General features: G+C 73.0%; 19 protein-coding genes. 6 read left to right on the top strand and 13 right to left on the bottom strand.

Annotated features, from left to right (window positions below; all coding sequences use genetic code 11):
• Positions 1–63: 63 nt before the first annotated feature.
• Positions 64–339 carry an STAS domain-containing protein gene (locus ACZ6J5_RS03225; RefSeq protein ID WP_469387045.1) on the top strand — a complete coding sequence of 92 codons (276 nt, stop codon included), beginning with the start codon at positions 64–66 and terminating at the stop codon, positions 337–339.
• Here the strand turns inward: ACZ6J5_RS03225 and ACZ6J5_RS03230 are convergent, their stop codons facing one another.
• The 3 genes from ACZ6J5_RS03230 to ACZ6J5_RS03240 form a co-directional block, all read right to left on the bottom strand.
• Positions 340–1,302: a sigma-70 family RNA polymerase sigma factor gene (locus tag ACZ6J5_RS03230; RefSeq protein ID WP_469387047.1), complete on the bottom strand. Its 963-nt coding sequence runs from the start codon at positions 1,300–1,302 to the stop codon at positions 340–342.
• 93 nt (positions 1,303–1,395) lie between these two features.
• Complete coding sequence (locus ACZ6J5_RS03235) at positions 1,396–2,091, bottom strand: L,D-transpeptidase family protein (RefSeq protein ID WP_469387049.1); 696 nt, start codon at positions 2,089–2,091, stop codon at positions 1,396–1,398.
• 66 nt (positions 2,092–2,157) lie between these two features.
• Entirely contained in the window at positions 2,158–3,429 is a 1,272-nt protein-coding gene (locus tag ACZ6J5_RS03240; protein ID WP_469387051.1) for an MFS transporter, read from the bottom strand.
• Between the two features lie 62 nt (positions 3,430–3,491).
• Here ACZ6J5_RS03240 and ACZ6J5_RS03245 point away from each other — a divergent pair, with 62 nt between their 5' ends.
• Positions 3,492–4,445, top strand: coding sequence for a LysR family transcriptional regulator (locus ACZ6J5_RS03245; RefSeq protein WP_469387053.1), 954 nt, complete (start codon positions 3,492–3,494; stop codon positions 4,443–4,445).
• A gap of 76 nt (positions 4,446–4,521) precedes the next feature.
• On the opposite strand, the gene ACZ6J5_RS03250 is transcribed toward ACZ6J5_RS03245, so the two are convergent.
• Entirely contained in the window at positions 4,522–5,199 is a 678-nt protein-coding gene (locus ACZ6J5_RS03250; RefSeq protein ID WP_469387433.1) for an alpha/beta hydrolase, read from the bottom strand.
• A gap of 194 nt (positions 5,200–5,393) precedes the next feature.
• A complete protein-coding gene (locus tag ACZ6J5_RS03255; RefSeq protein WP_469387055.1) occupies positions 5,394–6,167 on the bottom strand; it encodes a GNAT family N-acetyltransferase in 774 nt (257 codons plus the stop codon).
• Positions 6,168–6,272: 105 nt separating this feature from the next.
• On the opposite strand from ACZ6J5_RS03255, the gene ACZ6J5_RS03260 reads away from it, so the two are divergent.
• Both ACZ6J5_RS03260 and ACZ6J5_RS03265 read left to right on the top strand, forming a co-directional pair.
• Entirely contained in the window at positions 6,273–7,427 is a 1,155-nt protein-coding gene (locus tag ACZ6J5_RS03260) for an adenosine deaminase (protein ID WP_469387057.1), read from the top strand.
• 141 nt (positions 7,428–7,568) lie between these two features.
• The gene (locus tag ACZ6J5_RS03265) at positions 7,569–8,003 is read left to right on the top strand and encodes a hypothetical protein (protein ID WP_469387059.1); all 435 of its coding nucleotides are present in this window, start codon (positions 7,569–7,571) and stop codon (positions 8,001–8,003) included.
• A 98-nt stretch (positions 8,004–8,101) separates the two neighbouring features.
• Here the strand turns inward: ACZ6J5_RS03265 and ACZ6J5_RS03270 are convergent, their stop codons facing one another.
• From ACZ6J5_RS03270 to afsQ1, 5 genes are all read right to left on the bottom strand, one after another.
• The gene (locus ACZ6J5_RS03270) at positions 8,102–8,302 is read right to left on the bottom strand and encodes a PspC domain-containing protein (RefSeq protein ID WP_469387061.1); all 201 of its coding nucleotides are present in this window, start codon (positions 8,300–8,302) and stop codon (positions 8,102–8,104) included.
• 90 nt (positions 8,303–8,392) lie between these two features.
• A complete protein-coding gene (locus tag ACZ6J5_RS03275) occupies positions 8,393–8,968 on the bottom strand; it encodes a VanZ family protein (protein WP_469387063.1) in 576 nt (191 codons plus the stop codon).
• A 96-nt stretch (positions 8,969–9,064) separates the two neighbouring features.
• The gene (locus ACZ6J5_RS03280) at positions 9,065–9,685 is read right to left on the bottom strand and encodes a hypothetical protein (RefSeq protein ID WP_469387065.1); all 621 of its coding nucleotides are present in this window, start codon (positions 9,683–9,685) and stop codon (positions 9,065–9,067) included.
• Entirely contained in the window at positions 9,682–11,220 is a 1,539-nt protein-coding gene (locus ACZ6J5_RS03285; RefSeq protein ID WP_469387067.1) for an ATP-binding protein, read from the bottom strand. The genes ACZ6J5_RS03280 and ACZ6J5_RS03285 overlap by 4 nt, the downstream gene beginning before the upstream one ends.
• The gene (gene afsQ1, locus ACZ6J5_RS03290) at positions 11,217–11,894 is read right to left on the bottom strand and encodes a response regulator transcription factor (RefSeq protein ID WP_205628185.1); all 678 of its coding nucleotides are present in this window, start codon (positions 11,892–11,894) and stop codon (positions 11,217–11,219) included. The genes ACZ6J5_RS03285 and afsQ1 overlap by 4 nt, the downstream gene beginning before the upstream one ends.
• A 170-nt stretch (positions 11,895–12,064) precedes the next feature.
• On the opposite strand from afsQ1, the gene ACZ6J5_RS03295 reads away from it, so the two are divergent.
• Complete coding sequence (locus tag ACZ6J5_RS03295) at positions 12,065–12,802, top strand: SigE family RNA polymerase sigma factor (RefSeq protein WP_469387069.1); 738 nt, start codon at positions 12,065–12,067, stop codon at positions 12,800–12,802.
• 140 nt (positions 12,803–12,942) lie between these two features.
• On the opposite strand, the gene ACZ6J5_RS03300 is transcribed toward ACZ6J5_RS03295, so the two are convergent.
• Positions 12,943–13,638, bottom strand: coding sequence for a uridine kinase family protein (locus tag ACZ6J5_RS03300; protein ID WP_469387071.1), 696 nt, complete (start codon positions 13,636–13,638; stop codon positions 12,943–12,945).
• A 52-nt stretch (positions 13,639–13,690) separates the two neighbouring features.
• On the opposite strand from ACZ6J5_RS03300, the gene ACZ6J5_RS03305 reads away from it, so the two are divergent.
• Positions 13,691–14,083, top strand: coding sequence for a hypothetical protein (locus ACZ6J5_RS03305; protein ID WP_469387073.1), 393 nt, complete (start codon positions 13,691–13,693; stop codon positions 14,081–14,083).
• A 60-nt stretch (positions 14,084–14,143) separates the two neighbouring features.
• Here the strand turns inward: ACZ6J5_RS03305 and ACZ6J5_RS03310 are convergent, their stop codons facing one another.
• Together ACZ6J5_RS03310 and ACZ6J5_RS03315 are read right to left on the bottom strand one after the other, a co-directional pair.
• Entirely contained in the window at positions 14,144–15,034 is an 891-nt protein-coding gene (locus tag ACZ6J5_RS03310) for an aldehyde dehydrogenase family protein (protein WP_469387075.1), read from the bottom strand.
• Complete coding sequence (locus tag ACZ6J5_RS03315) at positions 15,027–16,463, bottom strand: aldehyde dehydrogenase family protein (protein ID WP_469387077.1); 1,437 nt, start codon at positions 16,461–16,463, stop codon at positions 15,027–15,029. The genes ACZ6J5_RS03310 and ACZ6J5_RS03315 overlap by 8 nt, the downstream gene beginning before the upstream one ends.
• Position 16,464: the final 1 nt, after the last annotated feature.

The following is a 16,464-nucleotide window of genomic DNA, read 5'->3' on the forward strand; positions in this document are numbered from 1 at the left end:
GCCTAAGGGGCGCCCGGAAGCGCCCCGCGATGAGTTGGGGGGCCGGTGAGGGTCCACCCTGGTGTGGACAGTCTTCGCACACTCGAACTGCGGCTCACCGGCCGCCCCGCCCCGGAACAGGTCGCCGGGCTCTGCGCGCTGCTCGCCGCCGCCGAGCCCGCCGACGTCGTCTGCGAGCTCGCCGGGCTCGACCCGCCCGGCGGCCTCGCCGCCGTCGACGCCGTGGCGCGGCTGCGGCTCGCCGCCCTGCGGCGCGGGCACCGGCTCACCTTCCGGGGAGCCGGGCCCGAGCTGCGCTCCGTCCTCGGCCTGGTCGGCCTCGGGGGACTGCTGTGCTGATCAGGCGGGCAGCCGCGCCGGCAGGTCGAACAGCGGGAACCAGCGCTTGGTGTCCAGGAAGAAGTCCATCCCGCCGACCTTCCCGTCGTGCAGCTGGAGCACGATCAGCGCCCACGGGGCGAAGCCGCCCTCCGGGTCCGGGTGGTAGTGCGCGAAGGCCGGCTGCCCGTTCGCCACGGTCGGCACCAGCTTCGAGCCCCGGCAGACCTCGCCGACGCCCAGCATCCAGCCCACGATGTCCTCGTGGCCGCGCAGCCACAGGTCGTAAGGCGGCATGGACATCGTCGCGTCCTCGTGGAGCAGCGCGGTCAGCGCCTCCATGTCGTAGCCCTCGAAGGCCGCGACATAGCGGTCCAGCAGCGCCTTCTGCTCCTCGTCCAGCGGATTCGCCGCGTCCGAGGCGGCCGGCGCCTGCTCGGCCAGCGTGGCGCGGGCCCGCTGGAGCGCGCTGTTGACCGAGGCGACGGTGGTGCCGAGCAGCTCGGACACCTCGACCGCCTTCCAGGCCAGCACCTCGCGCAGGATCAGCACCGCGCGCTGCTTCGGCGGCAGGTGCTGGAGCGCCGCCACGAAGGCGAGCCGCACGGTCTCGCGGGAGACCGCGGTCTCCGCCGGGTCCGCCACCGAGGGCAGCACCCGCCCGTCCGGCACCGGCTCCAGCCAGGTGATCTCGGGGCGCTCGTTCAGCCGGGCCTGGGCGACCGGGGTGGGCTCCGACAGGTCCATCGGCCGGGCCCGGCGGTTGCCCGCGCTGAGCGAGTCCAGGCACACGTTGGTCGCGATGCGGTAGAGCCAGGAGCGCAGCGAGGAGCGTCCCTCGAAGGAGTCGAGCGCGCGCCAGGCGCGCACCATGGTGTCCTGCACCGCGTCCTCCGCCTCGAAGGCGGAGCCGAGCATCCGGTAGCAGTAACCCGTCAGCTCCGTACGGTACTTCTCAAGGTCGTCGGTCAGCACGTCCGTCATCGGTCCACCCCACTCGCCCCTCACCGGCACCGTGGTCCGGGGCCGATGAGGGGAAGCTACCGCAGGGCACCGACAGCGCGGGGCCGTCCTGTGTCACGTGCCCGGCTTGCGCCCGTACACGTACACGTCGTCACCGTTCCTGAGCAGGTTCCAGTAGGCCTTGGCGTCGGCCGACCGCATGTTCACGCAGCCGCCCGAACCCGGCGGGTTCCACATGGACTTGGTGGTCGAGTGGAAGGCCTGGCCGCCGTCGAAGAACTGGGCGTACGGCATCGACACGTTGTACAGCGTCGACCAGTGGTTGATGTTGCGCCAGTAGATCTTCTTGGCGCCGGTCCGGGTCGGCGAGGCCGCCTTGCCGGTGCGCACCGGCACCGGTCCGTACTTCAGCCTGGCGCCGTCCTGGATCCAGCTGAGCTGCCGGGTCAGGTCCACGCAGGCGATCCGGCCCTTGTTCGTCGGGCACTTGCGGTCCTTGTTGGGATTGGTCCCGGCGGCCCGCTGCGCCAGCATCGTGGACATGGTGCGCCAGGTGACCGTCCCGGCGTAGCCCGCCGAGGGCGTGATGCCGTGCTTGAGCTGGAAGTTCTGGATCGCCTTGCAGTCGGCGGACGACTGGCGCCCGTCCACCGGCCGGCCCAGGAACTTCTCCACCTGCTTCTGGTACGGGCCGGCCGTCGCGTTGCAGGACGCCGCGGCCGCGGGCGCGGCGCCGAGTGCCACCGTCGCCGGGACGACCAGCGCGGTGACCGCGAGGCCGATGCCCGCTCTCCTCCGTATCGCCTTCATATCTGTCAACTCCCCCTTGAGTCCTGTCCTTTACGACGCTCGGGGGAGTCGAACAGTTGCGGTGTCCTAGCAGGCGAGACCGAGCCGGTCGGCCTCCGCCCGGCGGGCCTCGACGCGCGCGCTGTGCGTGCCGCAGAGGGTGACCGAGACGACGCCGAGCACCGCCACCAGACCGATCGCGACGGTGCCGGCCCAGCCGCCCGCGTGGAAGGCGATCGCGCCGAGCGTGCCGCCCGCGCTGCTGCCGAGGTAGTACGCGGACTGGTACAGCGCCGAGGCCTGCGCGCGGCCCGTCTTCGCGGTGCGGCTGACCGAGGAGGAGGCGACCGCGTGCCCGGCGAAGAAGCCGGCCGTGATCAGCACCAGGCCCGCGAGGACGGCGGGCAGCGCGTCGGCGAGCGAGAGCAGCAGGCCCGCCGCCGTCGTGGAGACGGCCAGGTAGAGCGCCCCGCGCCGGCCCATCCGGCCGACCAGCTTCCCGGCGGCGGCCGAGGAGACCGTGCCGACCAGGTAGACCAGGAAGATCGAGCCGATCACGCCCTGCGGCAGCGAGAACGGGGCCTCGACCAGCCGGTAGCCGATCACCGTGTACACGGCGCCGAAGACCGTCATGAACAGCGCGCCGATCAGGTACAGCCGCCTCAGCAGCGGGTCCGCGAGGTGCCCCCGCACGGTCCGGCCGAGCGCCCTCGCGTTCAGCGGGCCGGGCGTGAAGTGCCGGGCCTTGGGCAGCAGCAGCCGGAAGGCGACCACGCAGACCACCGAGAGCAGGCCGACGGCCGCCAGGCCCGCCCGCCAGCCCCACAGCTGGGCGGCCCAGCCGGTGACGACCCGTCCGCTCATGCCGCCGATGGAGTTGCCCGCCACGAACAGGCCGATCGCCGCGATCAGCGCCTTCGGCCGCACCTCCTCGGCGAGGAAGGCCATCGCCGAGGCCGGCACGCCGGCCAGCGCCGCGCCCTGCACCGCGCGCAGCGCGATCAGGACCTCCAGGCTGGGCGCGAAGGGGACGAGGAGGCCGACGCCGACGGCCACCGCGAGCGAGGCCGTCATCATCGACCGCCGCCCGAAGCGCTCGGACAGGGCGCTGAGGGGGAGCACGCACAGGGCGAGCGCGCCGGTCGCGGCGGAGACCGTCCAGGAGGCGGCCGACGCGGTGGCGCCGAACGCGGCGGAGACGGCCGGGAGAAGGGCCTGGGTGGAGTAGAGGAGGGCGAAGGAGGCCACTCCCGCGGCGAACAGCGCGAGGTTCATCCGGCGGTAGCCGGGGGCGCCGGGGGAGAGGCGGGAGTCGGCGGCCGGGCTGGTGGCGGCCGCCTTGGTACTGGCGGAAGGCATGGTTCGAACGTAGGACCGCCCGTTTCATGCGTCCAATGCACGAATCTGCTGTAATCGTTCCCATGCCGCATGAGTACAGTTCAGGGCCTCGCCTGTCATCGAACAGTAACGAAGAAGACATGGGACCGGTGCTCGCGCCGAGGCTCGCGTACTTCGCCGCGGTCGCCCGGCACGAGCACGTGACCCGGGCCGCCGCCGAGATGGGCGTGCCCCAGTCGACCCTCTCGCGGGCCGTGGTCCGGCTCGAACAGGACCTCGGCGTCGCCCTCTTCGCCCGCCGGGGCCGCACGGTCGCGCTCACCCCGGCGGGCCGCCGCTTCCTGTACGCCGCCGAGCGGGCGCTCGCCGAGGTCGCGAAGGCCGCCGACTCGGTGCGGGCCGACGCGGATCCCGCCGCGGGCCGGGTCGCCTTCGGCTTCCTGCACACCATGGGCTCCGAGACCGTGCCCGGCCTCATCCGCGCCTTCCGGGTGGACCACCCCAAGGTCCGCTTCAGCCTCGTCCAGAACTACGGCGAGGCGATGATCGAGCGGCTCCGGGCCGGGGAGCTCGACCTCTGCCTGACCTCGCCGGTGCCCGACGCCCCCGACCTGGTGGCCCGCCGCCTCGACGAGCAGCGGCTGCGGCTGGTGGTCCCGGACGACCACCGCCTCGCGGGCCGCAAGCGGATCCGGCTGGCCGAGGCGGCCGACGAGACCTTCGTGACCCTGGAGCCGGGGTACGGGCTGCGCCGGATCACCGACGACCTGTGCGCCCAGGCCGGGTTCACGCCCCGGATCGCCTTCGAGGGCGAGGAGGCCGAGACCCTGCGCGGCCTGGTCGCGGCGGGCCTCGGCGTCGCCCTGCTGCCGCCGCCGGCGGTCGCCCGCCCCGGCGTCGTCGAGCTGGGCGTGACCTCCCCTCGGGCGGTCCGCGAGATCGGCGTGGCCTGGCTCGACGGGCACCCGGACACCCCGCCGGTGGCCGCGTTCAAGAAGTTCCTGCTCGCCCAGCGGGGCACTCTGCTGCCGGAGTGACGAGAGCGAAAAGGATCGACGGGAGCGAAAGGAACGACGGGAGCGAAAGAACGACGGGAGCGACGGGAGCGGACCTTCAGCGGAGCGAGCGTCCGAAGCCCGCCGCCAGCGGCATCCGCAGCCCCAGCGGCGGCGGCGCGGCCATCGCGTCGGCGAGCGGCCGGCTCGGCGCGTGCGCGAAGAGCGCCGACCGTACGAAGTCGGCCGCCAGGTTGCCGACCTCCTCGTGGTACTGGCGCAGCGCGTGTCCGTCGGCGTGCACCTCGAAGCGGCAGGTGTCCCGGTTGGACTTCTTGGCCCGCTCGGCGAAGCGGTAGGACAGCTCGGGGTCGGTCCGGGAGTCGTTGGTGCCGTGCACGATCAGCACCCGGCGGCCGAGGAGCTGACGCACCGGCTCCGGCTCGGCCGCCCGGTCCTCCTCGGGCAGCCAGGGCGCGAGCGCCAGTACCGCCGACACCGCCGGGTGTCCGGCCGCCCGCAGCGCCGCCCGGGCGCCCATGCCCCGGCCCAGCAGGCAGACCGGGACGTCGCCGTAGCGGCGGACCGCCTCGGACGCCGCCCAGTGCGCGTCCTCGGCGAGCTGCGCGTCCGTGCCGTTCCAGCCGCGCCCCCGGTAGCGCACCACGTGCGCGACGAGGCCGTCGGCCCGGCCCGCGCGGGCCAGCCGGCGGGCCAGCGGGAGGGTGCCCGCGTGGGCGAGCGGGGACGGGCCCCGGGCGGAGGAGGGCTCGCCGTCGGGGAGCAGCAGGACCACCCCGCCCGCCTCCGTGACCGGGTTCGTCGCTCCTGCGGGCCGCCCGAGCCGGGGTCTCCGGGAGCCGGCCGTCCCTACGAGTGCGTAGTGCGCCATGACGGAACAGTCTCAGAAGCGGAGGTGTACGCCATCCGTACGCGCGATCACTGTTACATATCGTCCGGCGCGTCTTCTCGGGCGAACGGCCGCCCGTCTCACGTCCGTTCGAAGCAGTGGACGCCGCCGACCGTGACGAAGCCACGCCGCTCGTACCAGTGGCGGGGCCAGTCGTCGGCCAGGGCGATGAGGAAGCGGGTGGGGCAGCCGGCCTCGTCGGCGAGGTGCAGGGCGGTGTCCAGGACGGCGTTCGCGTGGCCCTGCCCGAGGTGGTCCCCGTCCGTGACGAGGTCCTCGATCTGGGCGATGCCCGCGGCCGGGTCCAGGTAGAGGTCGGCCCAGGAGGCCGGTTCACCGGTCTCGTCGAGGGAGGCCAGGAAGCGGACGTCGTCGGTGCCGCGCAGGCGGGCGGAGCGCCGTTCCACCAGGGTATCGATCGCCTCGTCCGAGACGTCCGGCAGGAAGCGCCGCCAGCTCGCGGCGACCGGCCCGCGCAGCGCCGGGAGGCCGACCTCGCGGGCCCCGCCGTGCGCGGGCACCGGGCCGGTGTGGCGCATCAGAACCGTGCGGGTGAGGCTGTATCCGGCGCGGGCCATCGGCTCCGCGCAGGCGTCCCCGGTCGCCCCGTCGAGCACGTACACCGCGCGGTGCGGCAGTCCGGCCAGGACCGCGTCCACGACGCCGGGCAGCGCCCCGGGGTCGGTCGGCCCGTCGATCAGGACGTGGTTGTTCCCGTGGGACAGGGTGAACGCGTCGTCGAGCGCGGCGAAGCCGCCGGGGACGGGGACCGTCCGCTCCGCCTGCCGACGGGTGAACGCGGAGACGAAGGCATGGATCCGGGGCAGGTCGGAGGGGGCGGCGGGGGAGCTCATCGGCCCAGGCTAGGCCGCCGCCCCGCCGCCCGCACCGGAGTTTCCGACGGTCCGTCCGCTGCCGAAAGGGGCGCGCTCTACGCGCGTAGGCGCTACAGTGCGGAAATGACGAGCCAGATCCCCAGCATCCCCGCCGCGGACCAGATCCGCCGTGCCCCGAAGGTGCTTCTCCACGACCACCTCGACGGTGGACTGCGCCCCGGCACGATCATCGAACTCGCCCGGGCCCAGGGCTACGAGAGCCTTCCCGAGACCGAGCCCGACAAGCTCGGCACCTGGTTCCGGGAGGCCGCCGACTCCGGCTCCCTGGAGCGCTATCTGGAGACCTTCGCGCACACCTGCGCCGTCATGCAGACCCGTGAGGCGCTGGTCCGGGTCGCCGCCGAGTGCGCGGTGGACCTCGCCGAGGACGGCGTCGTCTACGCGGAGGTCCGGTACGCCCCCGAGCAGCACCTGGAGGGCGGGCTGACCCTCGAAGAGGTCGTCGAGGCGGTGAACGAGGGCTTCCGTGAGGGCGAGCGCCAGGCCAGGGCGAACGGGCACCGGATCCGGGTCGGCGCCCTGCTCACCGCGATGCGGCACGCCGCCCGCGCCCTGGAGATCGCCGAGCTCGCCAACCGCTACCGGGACACCGGGGTCGTCGGCTTCGACATCGCGGGCGCCGAGGCGGGCTTCCCGCCCACCCGGCACCTGGACGCCTTCGAGTACCTGAAGCGGGAGAACAACCACTTCACGATCCACGCGGGCGAGGCCTTCGGGCTGCCGTCGATCTGGCAGGCCCTCCAGTGGTGCGGCGCCGACCGGCTCGGCCACGGGGTGCGGATCATCGACGACATCGAGGTCGCCGACGACGGCTCGGTCACCCTCGGCCGGCTGGCCGCGTACGTGCGGGACAAGCGCATCCCGCTGGAGATGTGCCCGACCTCCAACCTGCAGACCGGCGCCGCCGACTCGTACAAGGACCACCCCATCGGGCTGCTCCGCAAGCTGCACTTCCGCACGACGGTCAACACCGACAACCGGCTGATGAGCGGCACGAGCATGAGCCGGGAATTCGAATTCCTGGTCGAGGCATTCGACTACACGCTCGACGACATGCAGTGGTTCACGGTCAATGCGATGAAATCAGCGTTCATTCCTTTCGATGAACGCCTCGCAATGATCAATGACGTGATCAAGCCGGGCTATGCGGAGCTCAAGTCCGAATGGCTGTTCCAGCAGACCGCCACGACCAGCGACTCTTCCCGTCAGGCGGGCTGAGCACCCCTTCCAGGATGATCATCGGAGCGGCCGGGCCCACCACGCCCGGCCGCCTTCCGGTGTTTGCGGCCGGGCCTTTCGCTGATTAGTTTGCGTAGCCACTCTGCATTCCCCACTGAGATTCCTGAGGACGATTTTCTGATGAAGCAGTCTGCCGCCAAGACGCTCGGTGTCGCCGCTCTCGGTGCCGCTTTCGCCGCTGCCGCCGCCGGCACGGCCTCCGCCACCGCGCTGCCGCTCGTGGGCACCGACGCGCTCGGCACGGTCACCAGCGTCGTGCCGCTCGGCGAGGACGTGACCGACCTGCCCTCCGGCGTCGCCGAGACCCTCGGCGCCGGCCAGAACGCCCTCAACCTCGGCGCCGAGCAGGGCGTCGGGACCGTCCCGCAGATCGCCGACCAGGCCACCAAGGCCCTCCCGCCGGTCACCGACCAGGCCACCAAGGTCCCCATGGACGGCGTCCAGGCCGGCCTCGCCCACACCCCGGCCGGCCAGCTCACCGGTCTCCTCGGCGGCCTCCCGGTCGGCCAGCTCACCGGCGGCCTGCCCACCGGCGGCCTCGGCCTCCCGGTCTGATCCGGCCCCGCACCGCTCGCACGCCTGAGGGCGCCCCTCCCCGACCGGGAGGGGCGCCCTCAGGCGTGCGAGCGGATACCGGCCGGGCGGACCGGCGGCTACCAGGAGGTGCTCGACGACTTCTCCGCCGGCAGCAGCACCCACAGCGCCAGGTACAGCAGGAACTGCGGCCCCGGCAGCAGACAGGACACCACGAAGATCACGCGCATCGTCGTCGAGGAGATGCCGAAGCGCCGTGCCAGCGCCGCGCACACTCCACCGATCACGCGTCCTTCACGGGGGCGGGCAAGTGCGGCCATGGTGGGCTCCTTCGGAGTCTCGCGGGGGCCGCTCGTCGGCCCCCCGATGTGACTCCATCCTCGCCCGGCACCGGGGGACGAAGCGTCGGTCTACGGGGCGATCCCGACCCTGGGAATCGTCGGGGTCGCCCCCTGCGGGGAACGCGCCGGTCTCCTCCCCGAGGAGGAGACCGCCCCCGACCTGCGGCGCAGCCGCGCCCGCCCGGCCGGGACCACCAGCAGATGGGCGAGTGCCACCCCCGCCGTGTTCAGCAGCACCGAGTCCACGTCCACGACCTGTCCCGGCACCGCCGTCTGCAGCAGCTCGACCGTCACCGACAGCAGCGCCCCCGCCGCCGTCGTCCGGGCCAGCGAGGCCCACGGGGAGACGCACAGCCGCCCGTCCGCCATCGGCAGCAGCACCCCGAGCGGCGCCAGGAGCAGCAGCTCCCCGCCGATCCGCCGGACCGCCTCGGCCGCGCCGAGCGCCAGATCGCCTCTGATCCCGGCCAGCGGGGTGAGGTTCGGCGCCATCACCCAGGCCACGTCGCGCGGGCGGAGCGCCACCCAGGCGACCAGCAGCAGATGGGCGAGGAGGAGGACGAACCCCGCCACGCGCACGACCACGGCGGCACTGCCGCCCGAACCGTCGGAATCACCCGAACCTTGACGCTGCACGCCCCCCAAGACGCGCGCTCCGGCGGAATCGGTTCCGGCCCCCCGAAGCCCGAGGTCAGCGACGGGCCGCGGCCCGATGAGGAAGCCCGCCCGGCCGCCGGCCGCTCAGGACGCGGCCGGCCCCGTCTGGACCGTCTGCACCGCCGAGTCCGGGCGCTCCTTCAGCTCCTGCGTGCACCGGTAGCGCCTCGGCTCGTACGGGCCGGGCCCGCCCAGCACCACCGTGTTCCCGCCCGCGCCCGCCGCGCTCTCCGCGAAGGTGCACACGATCTGCGCGAACGCCGTCGGCGGCAGGTCCTCCGGCTGACGGCTCAGCCGCAGCGTGCCCTTCGGGTCGCCCCGGTGCCCGGCGGCCACCACCAGCGGCCCCTTCACCGCCGTGGCGAACCCGGCCTGCCGCTCCTCGTCCGAGGGCTCCGTCTCCAGCTGCGTCAGCAGCGCCGACGCCGTGCGCACCGGATCGCCGACCGTCTTCTCCTCCGGCAGCGGCGAGCGCCGGTCCACCCGCTCCAGCTGCGCCCCGCAGAGCAGGTACACGCGCAGCGGCACACCGGGCACCCCCGGCGCGGACGACTCGTCGGTCACGTTGCACGGCACCCGGGTGGGCGCGGCGCCCGCGTCCACCGGCACCGAGGTGGTCCGGATCCCGCAGCCCGACAGCAGCCCGGCGGCCAGCACCGCGCCCGCCGCGAGCAGGGCACCGGCACCCGTACAACGACGTCTCAACGCTCCTCCTCGCCCTGACTGCTGCGGGTCTGCAGCTCCCGCGCGATCCCGGAGGCGTCCCGGGGCAGCCGCAGCACGAACACCGCGCCGTCCACCCGCCCCTCCGCGTCGGCCGAGTTGGCGGCGGTGATGGACCCGCCGTGGATCACCGCGTTCTCCATCGCGATCGACAGGCCGAGGCCGCTGCCCTCGGACCGGGGCCGGGAGGCGCTCGCCTTGTAGAAGCGGTCGAAGACGTGCGGCAGCACCTCCTCGGGGATGCCGGGCCCGTGGTCGCGCACCGCGATCACCAGGTCCTCGCCGGTCTCCGTCTCCTCGGTGCGCACCGAGACCCGCACCGGCGAGCCGCCGTGCTTGAGCGCGTTGCCGATCAGATTGGCCAGGATCACGTCGAGCCGGCGCGGATCGAGCCGGGACACGATCCCGCGCTCGGCGTCCAGGTCCACCGCGTCCAGCCAGGCCCGGGCGTCGATGCAGGCGGTGATCTGGTCGGCGATGTCCACGTCGTCCAGGACCAGCCGGGCGGTGCCCGCGTCGAACCGGGTCACCTCCATCAGGTTCTCCACCAGGTCGTTGAGCCGCCGGGTCTCGCTGACCACCAGCGCGACCGCGGGCGCGATCATCGGGTCGAGCGAGTCCTGCTCGTCCTCCAGGACCTCGGTGACGGCGGTGAGCGCGGTCAGCGGGGTGCGCAGCTCGTGCGACATGTCGGCGACGAAGCGGCGGCTGGCCTCGTCCCGGGCGCTCATGTCCGCGACCCGCTTCTGCAGCGATTCGGCGGCGCTGTTGAACGTACGGGACAGATCGGCCAGTTCGTCGGTGCCGGAGACCTGGAGCCGGGTGTCCAGCTTGCCCTCGCCGAGCTGCCGGGCGGCCTCGCCGAGCCGCTGCACCGGCCGCAGCACCGTGGCGGAGGCGACCTGCGCGAGCAGCACCGAGCCGATCACCGCGAGCCCGGTGGCGATCCCGAGGGACCAGCCGAGCGAGTTGAGGTCGGCCTTCTCCGCGGCGAGCGACTTGAACATGTAGCCGGTCGGCCCGCCGCCGTCGATCGTGGTCCCGCCCACCAGGTACGGCGTCGACCCGCGCTGGGTCCGCTGCCAGAACAGGTGGTACGGGAAGGCGTTGGCGTCCGTCACCGGCCGCTTGGTCTCCACCGCGGTCTGCAGGGTGCGCGGCACGTCCGCGAGCGTGAAGGCGTCCGGGTCGGAGGCGCCGACGATCGGCTTGCCCGCGTCCCGCTCGCCGATCAGCAGCACGCTGTAGCCGGCGCTGCCGCTCGCCATCTGCTCGGCGGTGCGGCGCAGCTCCTCCTCGGTGGGCCGAGGCGGCAGCGTCGCCGCCCGGTTCTGCATCTCCTGCCGGAAGTCGTTCAGCGCCCCGTTCTGGGTGCGGGTCAGCACCGCCTCGCGGTTCAGCCAGTACGCGATCCCGGACGCCGCCGCGGCGGCGGTGAGGGCGACGAGGGCGAACACGACGACGAGCCGGAGCCGCAGGCTGGTGAGCCGGAGCCCCGCGATGATCCCTTTGCTCACGCAGGGACGTCCAGCCGGTAGCCGACACCCCGGACGGTGCGGATCAGGGTCGGCGAGGACGGCACGTCCTCGACCTTGGCCCGCAGCCGCTGCACACAGGCGTCCACCAGGCGCGAGTCGCCCAGGTAGTCGTGCTCCCACACCAGCCGCAGCAACTGCTGCCGGGACAGGGCCTGTCCGGGCCGCCGGCTCAGCTCCAGGAGCAGCCGCAGCTCGGTCGGGGTGAGCTGGAGGTCCTCGCCGTTCTTCGTGACGGTCATCGCGGAACGGTCGATGACCAGCGAGCCGAAGCTGGCCGAGTCGGTGGACTCCCGCTCGCCGCGGCGCAGCACGGCCCGGATCCGGGCGTCGAGCACCCGGCCCTGCACGGGCTTGACCACGTAGTCGTCGGCCCCGGACTCCAGGCCCACCACCACGTCGATGTCATCGCTGCGGGCGGTCAGCAGGATGATCGGCAACTGGTCCGTACGCCGGATCCGGCGGCACACCTCGAAACCGTCGATGCCGGGCAGCATCACGTCCAGCACGACCAGGTCGGGCCGCTGCTCCTTGAGGAGCTTCAGGCCGTCCTCTCCCGTCGCCGCGGTGGCCACACGGTGGCCCTGGCGTGACAGGGAGAGTTCGAGGGCCGTGCGGATGGCGTCGTCGTCCTCGATCAGCAACAGGAAAGGCACGGCCTCATTCTGTCCCATCAGGCCGTCCGGGATCGACCGTCCGGCCGGAGGGCCTTTCGACCCCCCGCCTGTGACACGCCTGTGACAGTCGGGGGACACCCCCATGAAGTGGGCCGGGCAGGCTTCTCGACATCAAGGACCTACGGACTCCAACCGACGGGGGGCGCGGAATGAACGCACTGCACAGCACCACCTCAAGCGCAGTTGTCACGCGCCTCCACGACGTCACCCGGAGTGCGGAGAAGTCCGGCGCGGTGAACGGACGGGGGTGCGTTCGCAGCGTCGGGCGTCAGCACAAGGCGCCGTACATGGTCGCCGTGGCTGACGGGGCAGCGGTGTACGGGGAGGTCACGGGGGAGCGCTCCGCCCGTGCGGAGGCGGGGGACGCCGAAGCGGCGTTCACGGCCTACGTCCAGGAGCGCCGGGCCTCCCTGTACGCCACCGCCTATCACCTGACCGGCGACCGCTTCGAGGCGGAGGACCTGCTGCAGAGCGCGCTGTTCTCCACCTACCGGGCGTGGGACCGGATCAGCGACAAGGCCGCGGTCGGGGGCTACCTGCGGCGCACGATGACCAATCTGCACATCAGCGCCTGGCGCCGCCGCAAGCTCAACGAGTACCCGACCGAGGAGCTGCCGGAGACGGTGGGCGAGACGGACGCGATGCGGGGCACCGAGCTGCGCGCGGTCCTGTGGCAGGCCCTGGCCCGGCTGCCCGAGCTCCAGCGCACGATGCTGGTGCTGCGCTACTACGAGGGCCGTACGGATCCGGAGATCGCGGAGATCCTGGACATCAGTGTCGGCACGGTGAAGTCGAGCATCTGGCGCTCCCTGCGGAGGCTGCGCGAGGACGAGGTGCTGAGCTTCGGCCGTGACGAGGAGGAGTCCTTCGGCGAGCTCGTCGCCTGAGGACGGTACGGGGGTACCGACGGGGGAGAGCACGGGGGAACACGGGGGACCGTACGGGGGTACGGGGGAAAACGGCGAGGGCCGGACAGGATCGGGGGATCCTGTCCGGCCCTCGGCGCGTGTACGGGGGCGGACCCGGGTCAGCGGGTCGCGGGGGTGCGGCAGCGGCCCGCCGCGGCGGCGGCCAGCCGGCCCAGCGCCTCGTCCTTGCCGCACGGGTGGGCGCCCAGGGCGGCCTGGCGGGCGACGATGGAGCGCTCGGCGCGCATCAGGCGCCAGCCGCGGCGCAGCAGCATCGGGACCGACTTGCGGCCCTCCTTGAGGTCGCGCAGCAGCCGCCGGCGGAAGGTCGTGGAGGGGCGCCCGCGCAGGCAGAGCGCGTCGGCCAGCACGCCGAGCTCGCTGCACCGCGCGACGATGTCGGCGGCGAAGATGCCCTCGGCCACGAACAGCGGGGTCCGCTCGATGTCGAGGGTCTCGTGGTCGACACGGGAGCTGGTGGCGATGTCGTACACCGGGACGGCGGTCCGGCCGCTGCCGCAGAGCTCCACGATCGCGGCGACGGCCGCGTCCCCGTCCCAGGAGCGTGGGGAGTCCCAGTCGACGTCCGCGCTGCCCTCGACCAGCGGCAGCGAGGGGTCGCCGGCCTCCTTGTAGAAGTCGTCGAGGCGCAGCACCGGGAGGCCGGTGACGGCGGCGAGGGACGACTTGCCGGAGCCTGAGGGGCCCGCGAGCAGGACGACGCGGGTCGGGATCGGTTGGGAACTCACGGGACACCAGTGTGAACCATTACCCCGTAAAGGGGACCACCGAGACGGCCCGTTGGTATCGAGCATCACACCTCCACTACTGTCCGTACCCGCTCTCTCACTCTCCGGAAGGATCTTCATGGCGCGTCACGCAGAATCCAGGACCCCCCGCCGCGGTGCCCTGCTGAAGGCCGGTCTCACGGTCACGGCGGCCGGTGCGGCCATGCTCGGCATGGGCGGCGCGGCCCAGGCCGCCGAGGCCCTGCCGGTGCCGCTGCCGGGCGACTCGCTCACCCAGGTCGACGGCGCCGCCGCCCTGGAGGGCGTCGGGCACGGGGTGGCGCCGCTGACCCGGCTCCAGCTCGACCCGCTGGCCAACACCGGCGTGGACCCGCTCGACAACGGGCTGGGCACCCAGGTCGCCGACTTCAAGCCGGTCGGCACCAACCTGCTCACCGACCACGTCACCAAGGGCGGGGCGCTGGCCGACCTCCCCGTGGCGGGGCCGCTGACGCAGTCGCTGCTCCCGTAGACGGCCGACGCCCCCGGCGCGGCCTCGGGGGCCGTGCCGGGGGCGTCGGGGGCCGGTGGCTCAGTACGAGGAGCCGGAGGCGCCCAGCGAACCCGTCGGGTGCCAGACCGTCTTGGTCTCCAGGAACGCGGTCATGCGGTCCGTGCCGGGGGACGCGGTGAAGTCCTCGGCGCGCGGGCGCAGCACCCGCTTCAGGTTGTCCGCCGCCGCGATCTCCAGCTCGCGCGCCAGGTCGGCGTCCGCGCCGGTGAGGTCGATCGCGTTGACGTCCTGGTGGGCCGCGAGGTGCGGGCCCATCTCGGAGGCCTTGCCGGAGAGCAGGTTGACCACGCCGCCGGGCAGGTCGGAGGTGGCCAGCACCTCGCCCAGGGACAGGGCGGGCAGCGGGGCCTTCTCGCTGGTGACGACGACCGCCGTGTTGCCGGTCGCGATGACCGGGGCGATCACCGAGACCAGGCCCAGGAAGGACGAGTCCTGCGGGGCGAGGACGGTGACGACGCCGGTCGGCTCCGGGGTGGACAGGTTGAAGTACGGGCCCGCCACCGGGTTGGCGCCGCCGACGACCTGGGCGATCTTGTCGGTCCAGCCCGCGTACCAGACCCAGCGGTCGACCGCCGCGTCGACGACCGCGGCCGCCTTCGACTTCGACAGGCCCTCGGCCTCGCCGACCTCGCGGACGAACTGGTCCCGGCGGCCCTCCAGCATCTCGGCGACGCGGTAGAGGATCTGGCCCCGGTTGTACGCGGTCGCGCCGGCCCAGCCGCCGAAGGCCTTGCGCGCGGCGACGACCGCGTCACGGGCGTCCTTGCGGGAGGACAGCGGCGCGTTGGCCAGCCAGTTGCCCTTGGAGTCCGTCACCTCGTACACCCGGCCGCTCTCGGAGCGGGGGAACTTGCCCCCGACGTACAGCTTGTAGGTCTTGAAGACGCCAAGACGGGTCGCGTCAGACATCGAGGTAGGCCTCCAGACCGTGACGGCCGCCCTCGCGGCCGAAGCCCGACTCCTTGTAGCCGCCGAAGGGCGAGGTCGGGTCGAACTTGTTGAACGTGTTGGCCCAGACGACCCCGGCGCGGAGCTTGTTCGCGACGGCGAGGATGCGGGAGCCCTTCTCCGTCCAGATGCCCGCCGACAGGCCGTACTGGCTGTTGTTGGCCTTGGCGACGGCCTCGTCGGGCGTACGGAAGGTCAGCACGGACAGGACCGGGCCGAAGATCTCGTCGCGGGCCACCGTGTGCGCCTGGGTGACGCCGGTGAAGAGCGTCGGGGCGAACCAGTAGCCGGCCGAGGGGAGCTCGCAGGGGGCGGACCAGCGCTCGGCGCCCTCCGTCTCGCCTCGCTCGACGAGCGCGGTGATCCGGGCGAGCTGCTCGGCGGAGTTGATGGCGCCGATGTCGGTGTTCTTGTCGAGCGGGTCGCCCAGGCGCAGGGTGCCGAGGCGGCGCTTGAGGGAGTCCAGCAGCTCGTCGTGGACCGACTCCTGGACCAGCAGGCGCGAGCCCGCGCAGCAGACCTGGCCCTGGTTGAAGAAGATGCCGGTGACGATGCCCTCGACGGCCTGGTCGATCGGGGCGTCGTCGAAGACGATGTTGGCGCCCTTGCCGCCCAGCTCCAGCGTCACCTTCTTGTCGGTGCCCGCGACGGAGCGCGCGATGGCCTTGCCGACCGCGGTCGAGCCGGTGAAGGCGACCTTGTTCACGTCCGGGTGCCCGACCAGGGCCGCGCCCGCGTCGCCGTACCCGGGAAGGATGTTGACGACACCCTTGGGCAGGCCCGCCTGGCGGCAGATGTCCGCGAAGAACAGCGCGGAGAGCGGGGTCGTCTCGGCCGGCTTGAGGACGACCGTGTTGCCGGCCGCGAGGGCCGGGGCGATCTTCCACGCCAGCATCAGGAGCGGGAAGTTCCACGGGATGACCTGGCCGGCCACGCCGAGCGGGCGCGGGTTCGCGCCGTAGCCCGCGTGGTCCAGCTTGTCGGCCCAGCCCGCGTAGTAGAAGAAGTGCGCGGCGACCAGCGGGAGGTCCGCGTCGCGGGTCTCCTTGATCGGCTTGCCGTTGTCCAGGGTCTCCAGGACGGCCAGCTCGCGGCTGCGCTCCTGGATGATCCGGGCGATCCGGAAGAGGTACTTGGCGCGCTCGGAGCCGGGCAGCGCCGACCACTTCTCGAAGGCCTTGCGGGCGGCCTTCACGGCGCGGTCGACGTCCTCGGTGCCCGCCTGGGCGACCTCGGACAGGACCTCCTCGGTGGACGGCGAGACGGTCTTGAAGACCTTGCCGTCGGCCGCGTCGACGAACTCGCCGTCGATGAACAGGCCGTAGGAGGGCGCGATGTCGACGACGGACCGGGACTCGGGCGCCGGCGCGTACTCGAATACGGATGCCATG

It is taken from the genome of Streptomyces sp. NPDC042100 (assembly GCF_055582325.1).

Coding starts and splice junctions, on each gene's coding strand:
- ACZ6J5_RS03270 (WP_469387061.1), bottom strand. CDS start 8,302: ATGGCCGCACTTGCCCGCCCCCGTGAAGGACGCGTGATCGGTGGAGTG.
- ACZ6J5_RS03315 (WP_469387077.1), bottom strand. CDS start 16,463: ATGGCATCCGTATTCGAGTACGCGCCGGCGCCCGAGTCCCGGTCCGTC.
- ACZ6J5_RS03230 (WP_469387047.1), bottom strand. CDS start 1,302: ATGACGGACGTGCTGACCGACGACCTTGAGAAGTACCGTACGGAGCTG.
- ACZ6J5_RS03305 (WP_469387073.1), top strand. CDS start 13,691: ATGGCGCGTCACGCAGAATCCAGGACCCCCCGCCGCGGTGCCCTGCTG.
- ACZ6J5_RS03295 (WP_469387069.1), top strand. CDS start 12,065: ATGAACGCACTGCACAGCACCACCTCAAGCGCAGTTGTCACGCGCCTC.
- ACZ6J5_RS03300 (WP_469387071.1), bottom strand. CDS start 13,638: ATGCTCGATACCAACGGGCCGTCTCGGTGGTCCCCTTTACGGGGTAAT.
- ACZ6J5_RS03265 (WP_469387059.1), top strand. CDS start 7,569: ATGAAGCAGTCTGCCGCCAAGACGCTCGGTGTCGCCGCTCTCGGTGCC.
- ACZ6J5_RS03245 (WP_469387053.1), top strand. CDS start 3,492: ATGCCGCATGAGTACAGTTCAGGGCCTCGCCTGTCATCGAACAGTAAC.
- ACZ6J5_RS03310 (WP_469387075.1), bottom strand. CDS start 15,034: ATGTCTGACGCGACCCGTCTTGGCGTCTTCAAGACCTACAAGCTGTAC.
- ACZ6J5_RS03240 (WP_469387051.1), bottom strand. CDS start 3,429: ATGCCTTCCGCCAGTACCAAGGCGGCCGCCACCAGCCCGGCCGCCGAC.
- ACZ6J5_RS03260 (WP_469387057.1), top strand. CDS start 6,273: ATGACGAGCCAGATCCCCAGCATCCCCGCCGCGGACCAGATCCGCCGT.
- ACZ6J5_RS03235 (WP_469387049.1), bottom strand. CDS start 2,091: ATGAAGGCGATACGGAGGAGAGCGGGCATCGGCCTCGCGGTCACCGCG.
- ACZ6J5_RS03255 (WP_469387055.1), bottom strand. CDS start 6,167: ATGAGCTCCCCCGCCGCCCCCTCCGACCTGCCCCGGATCCATGCCTTC.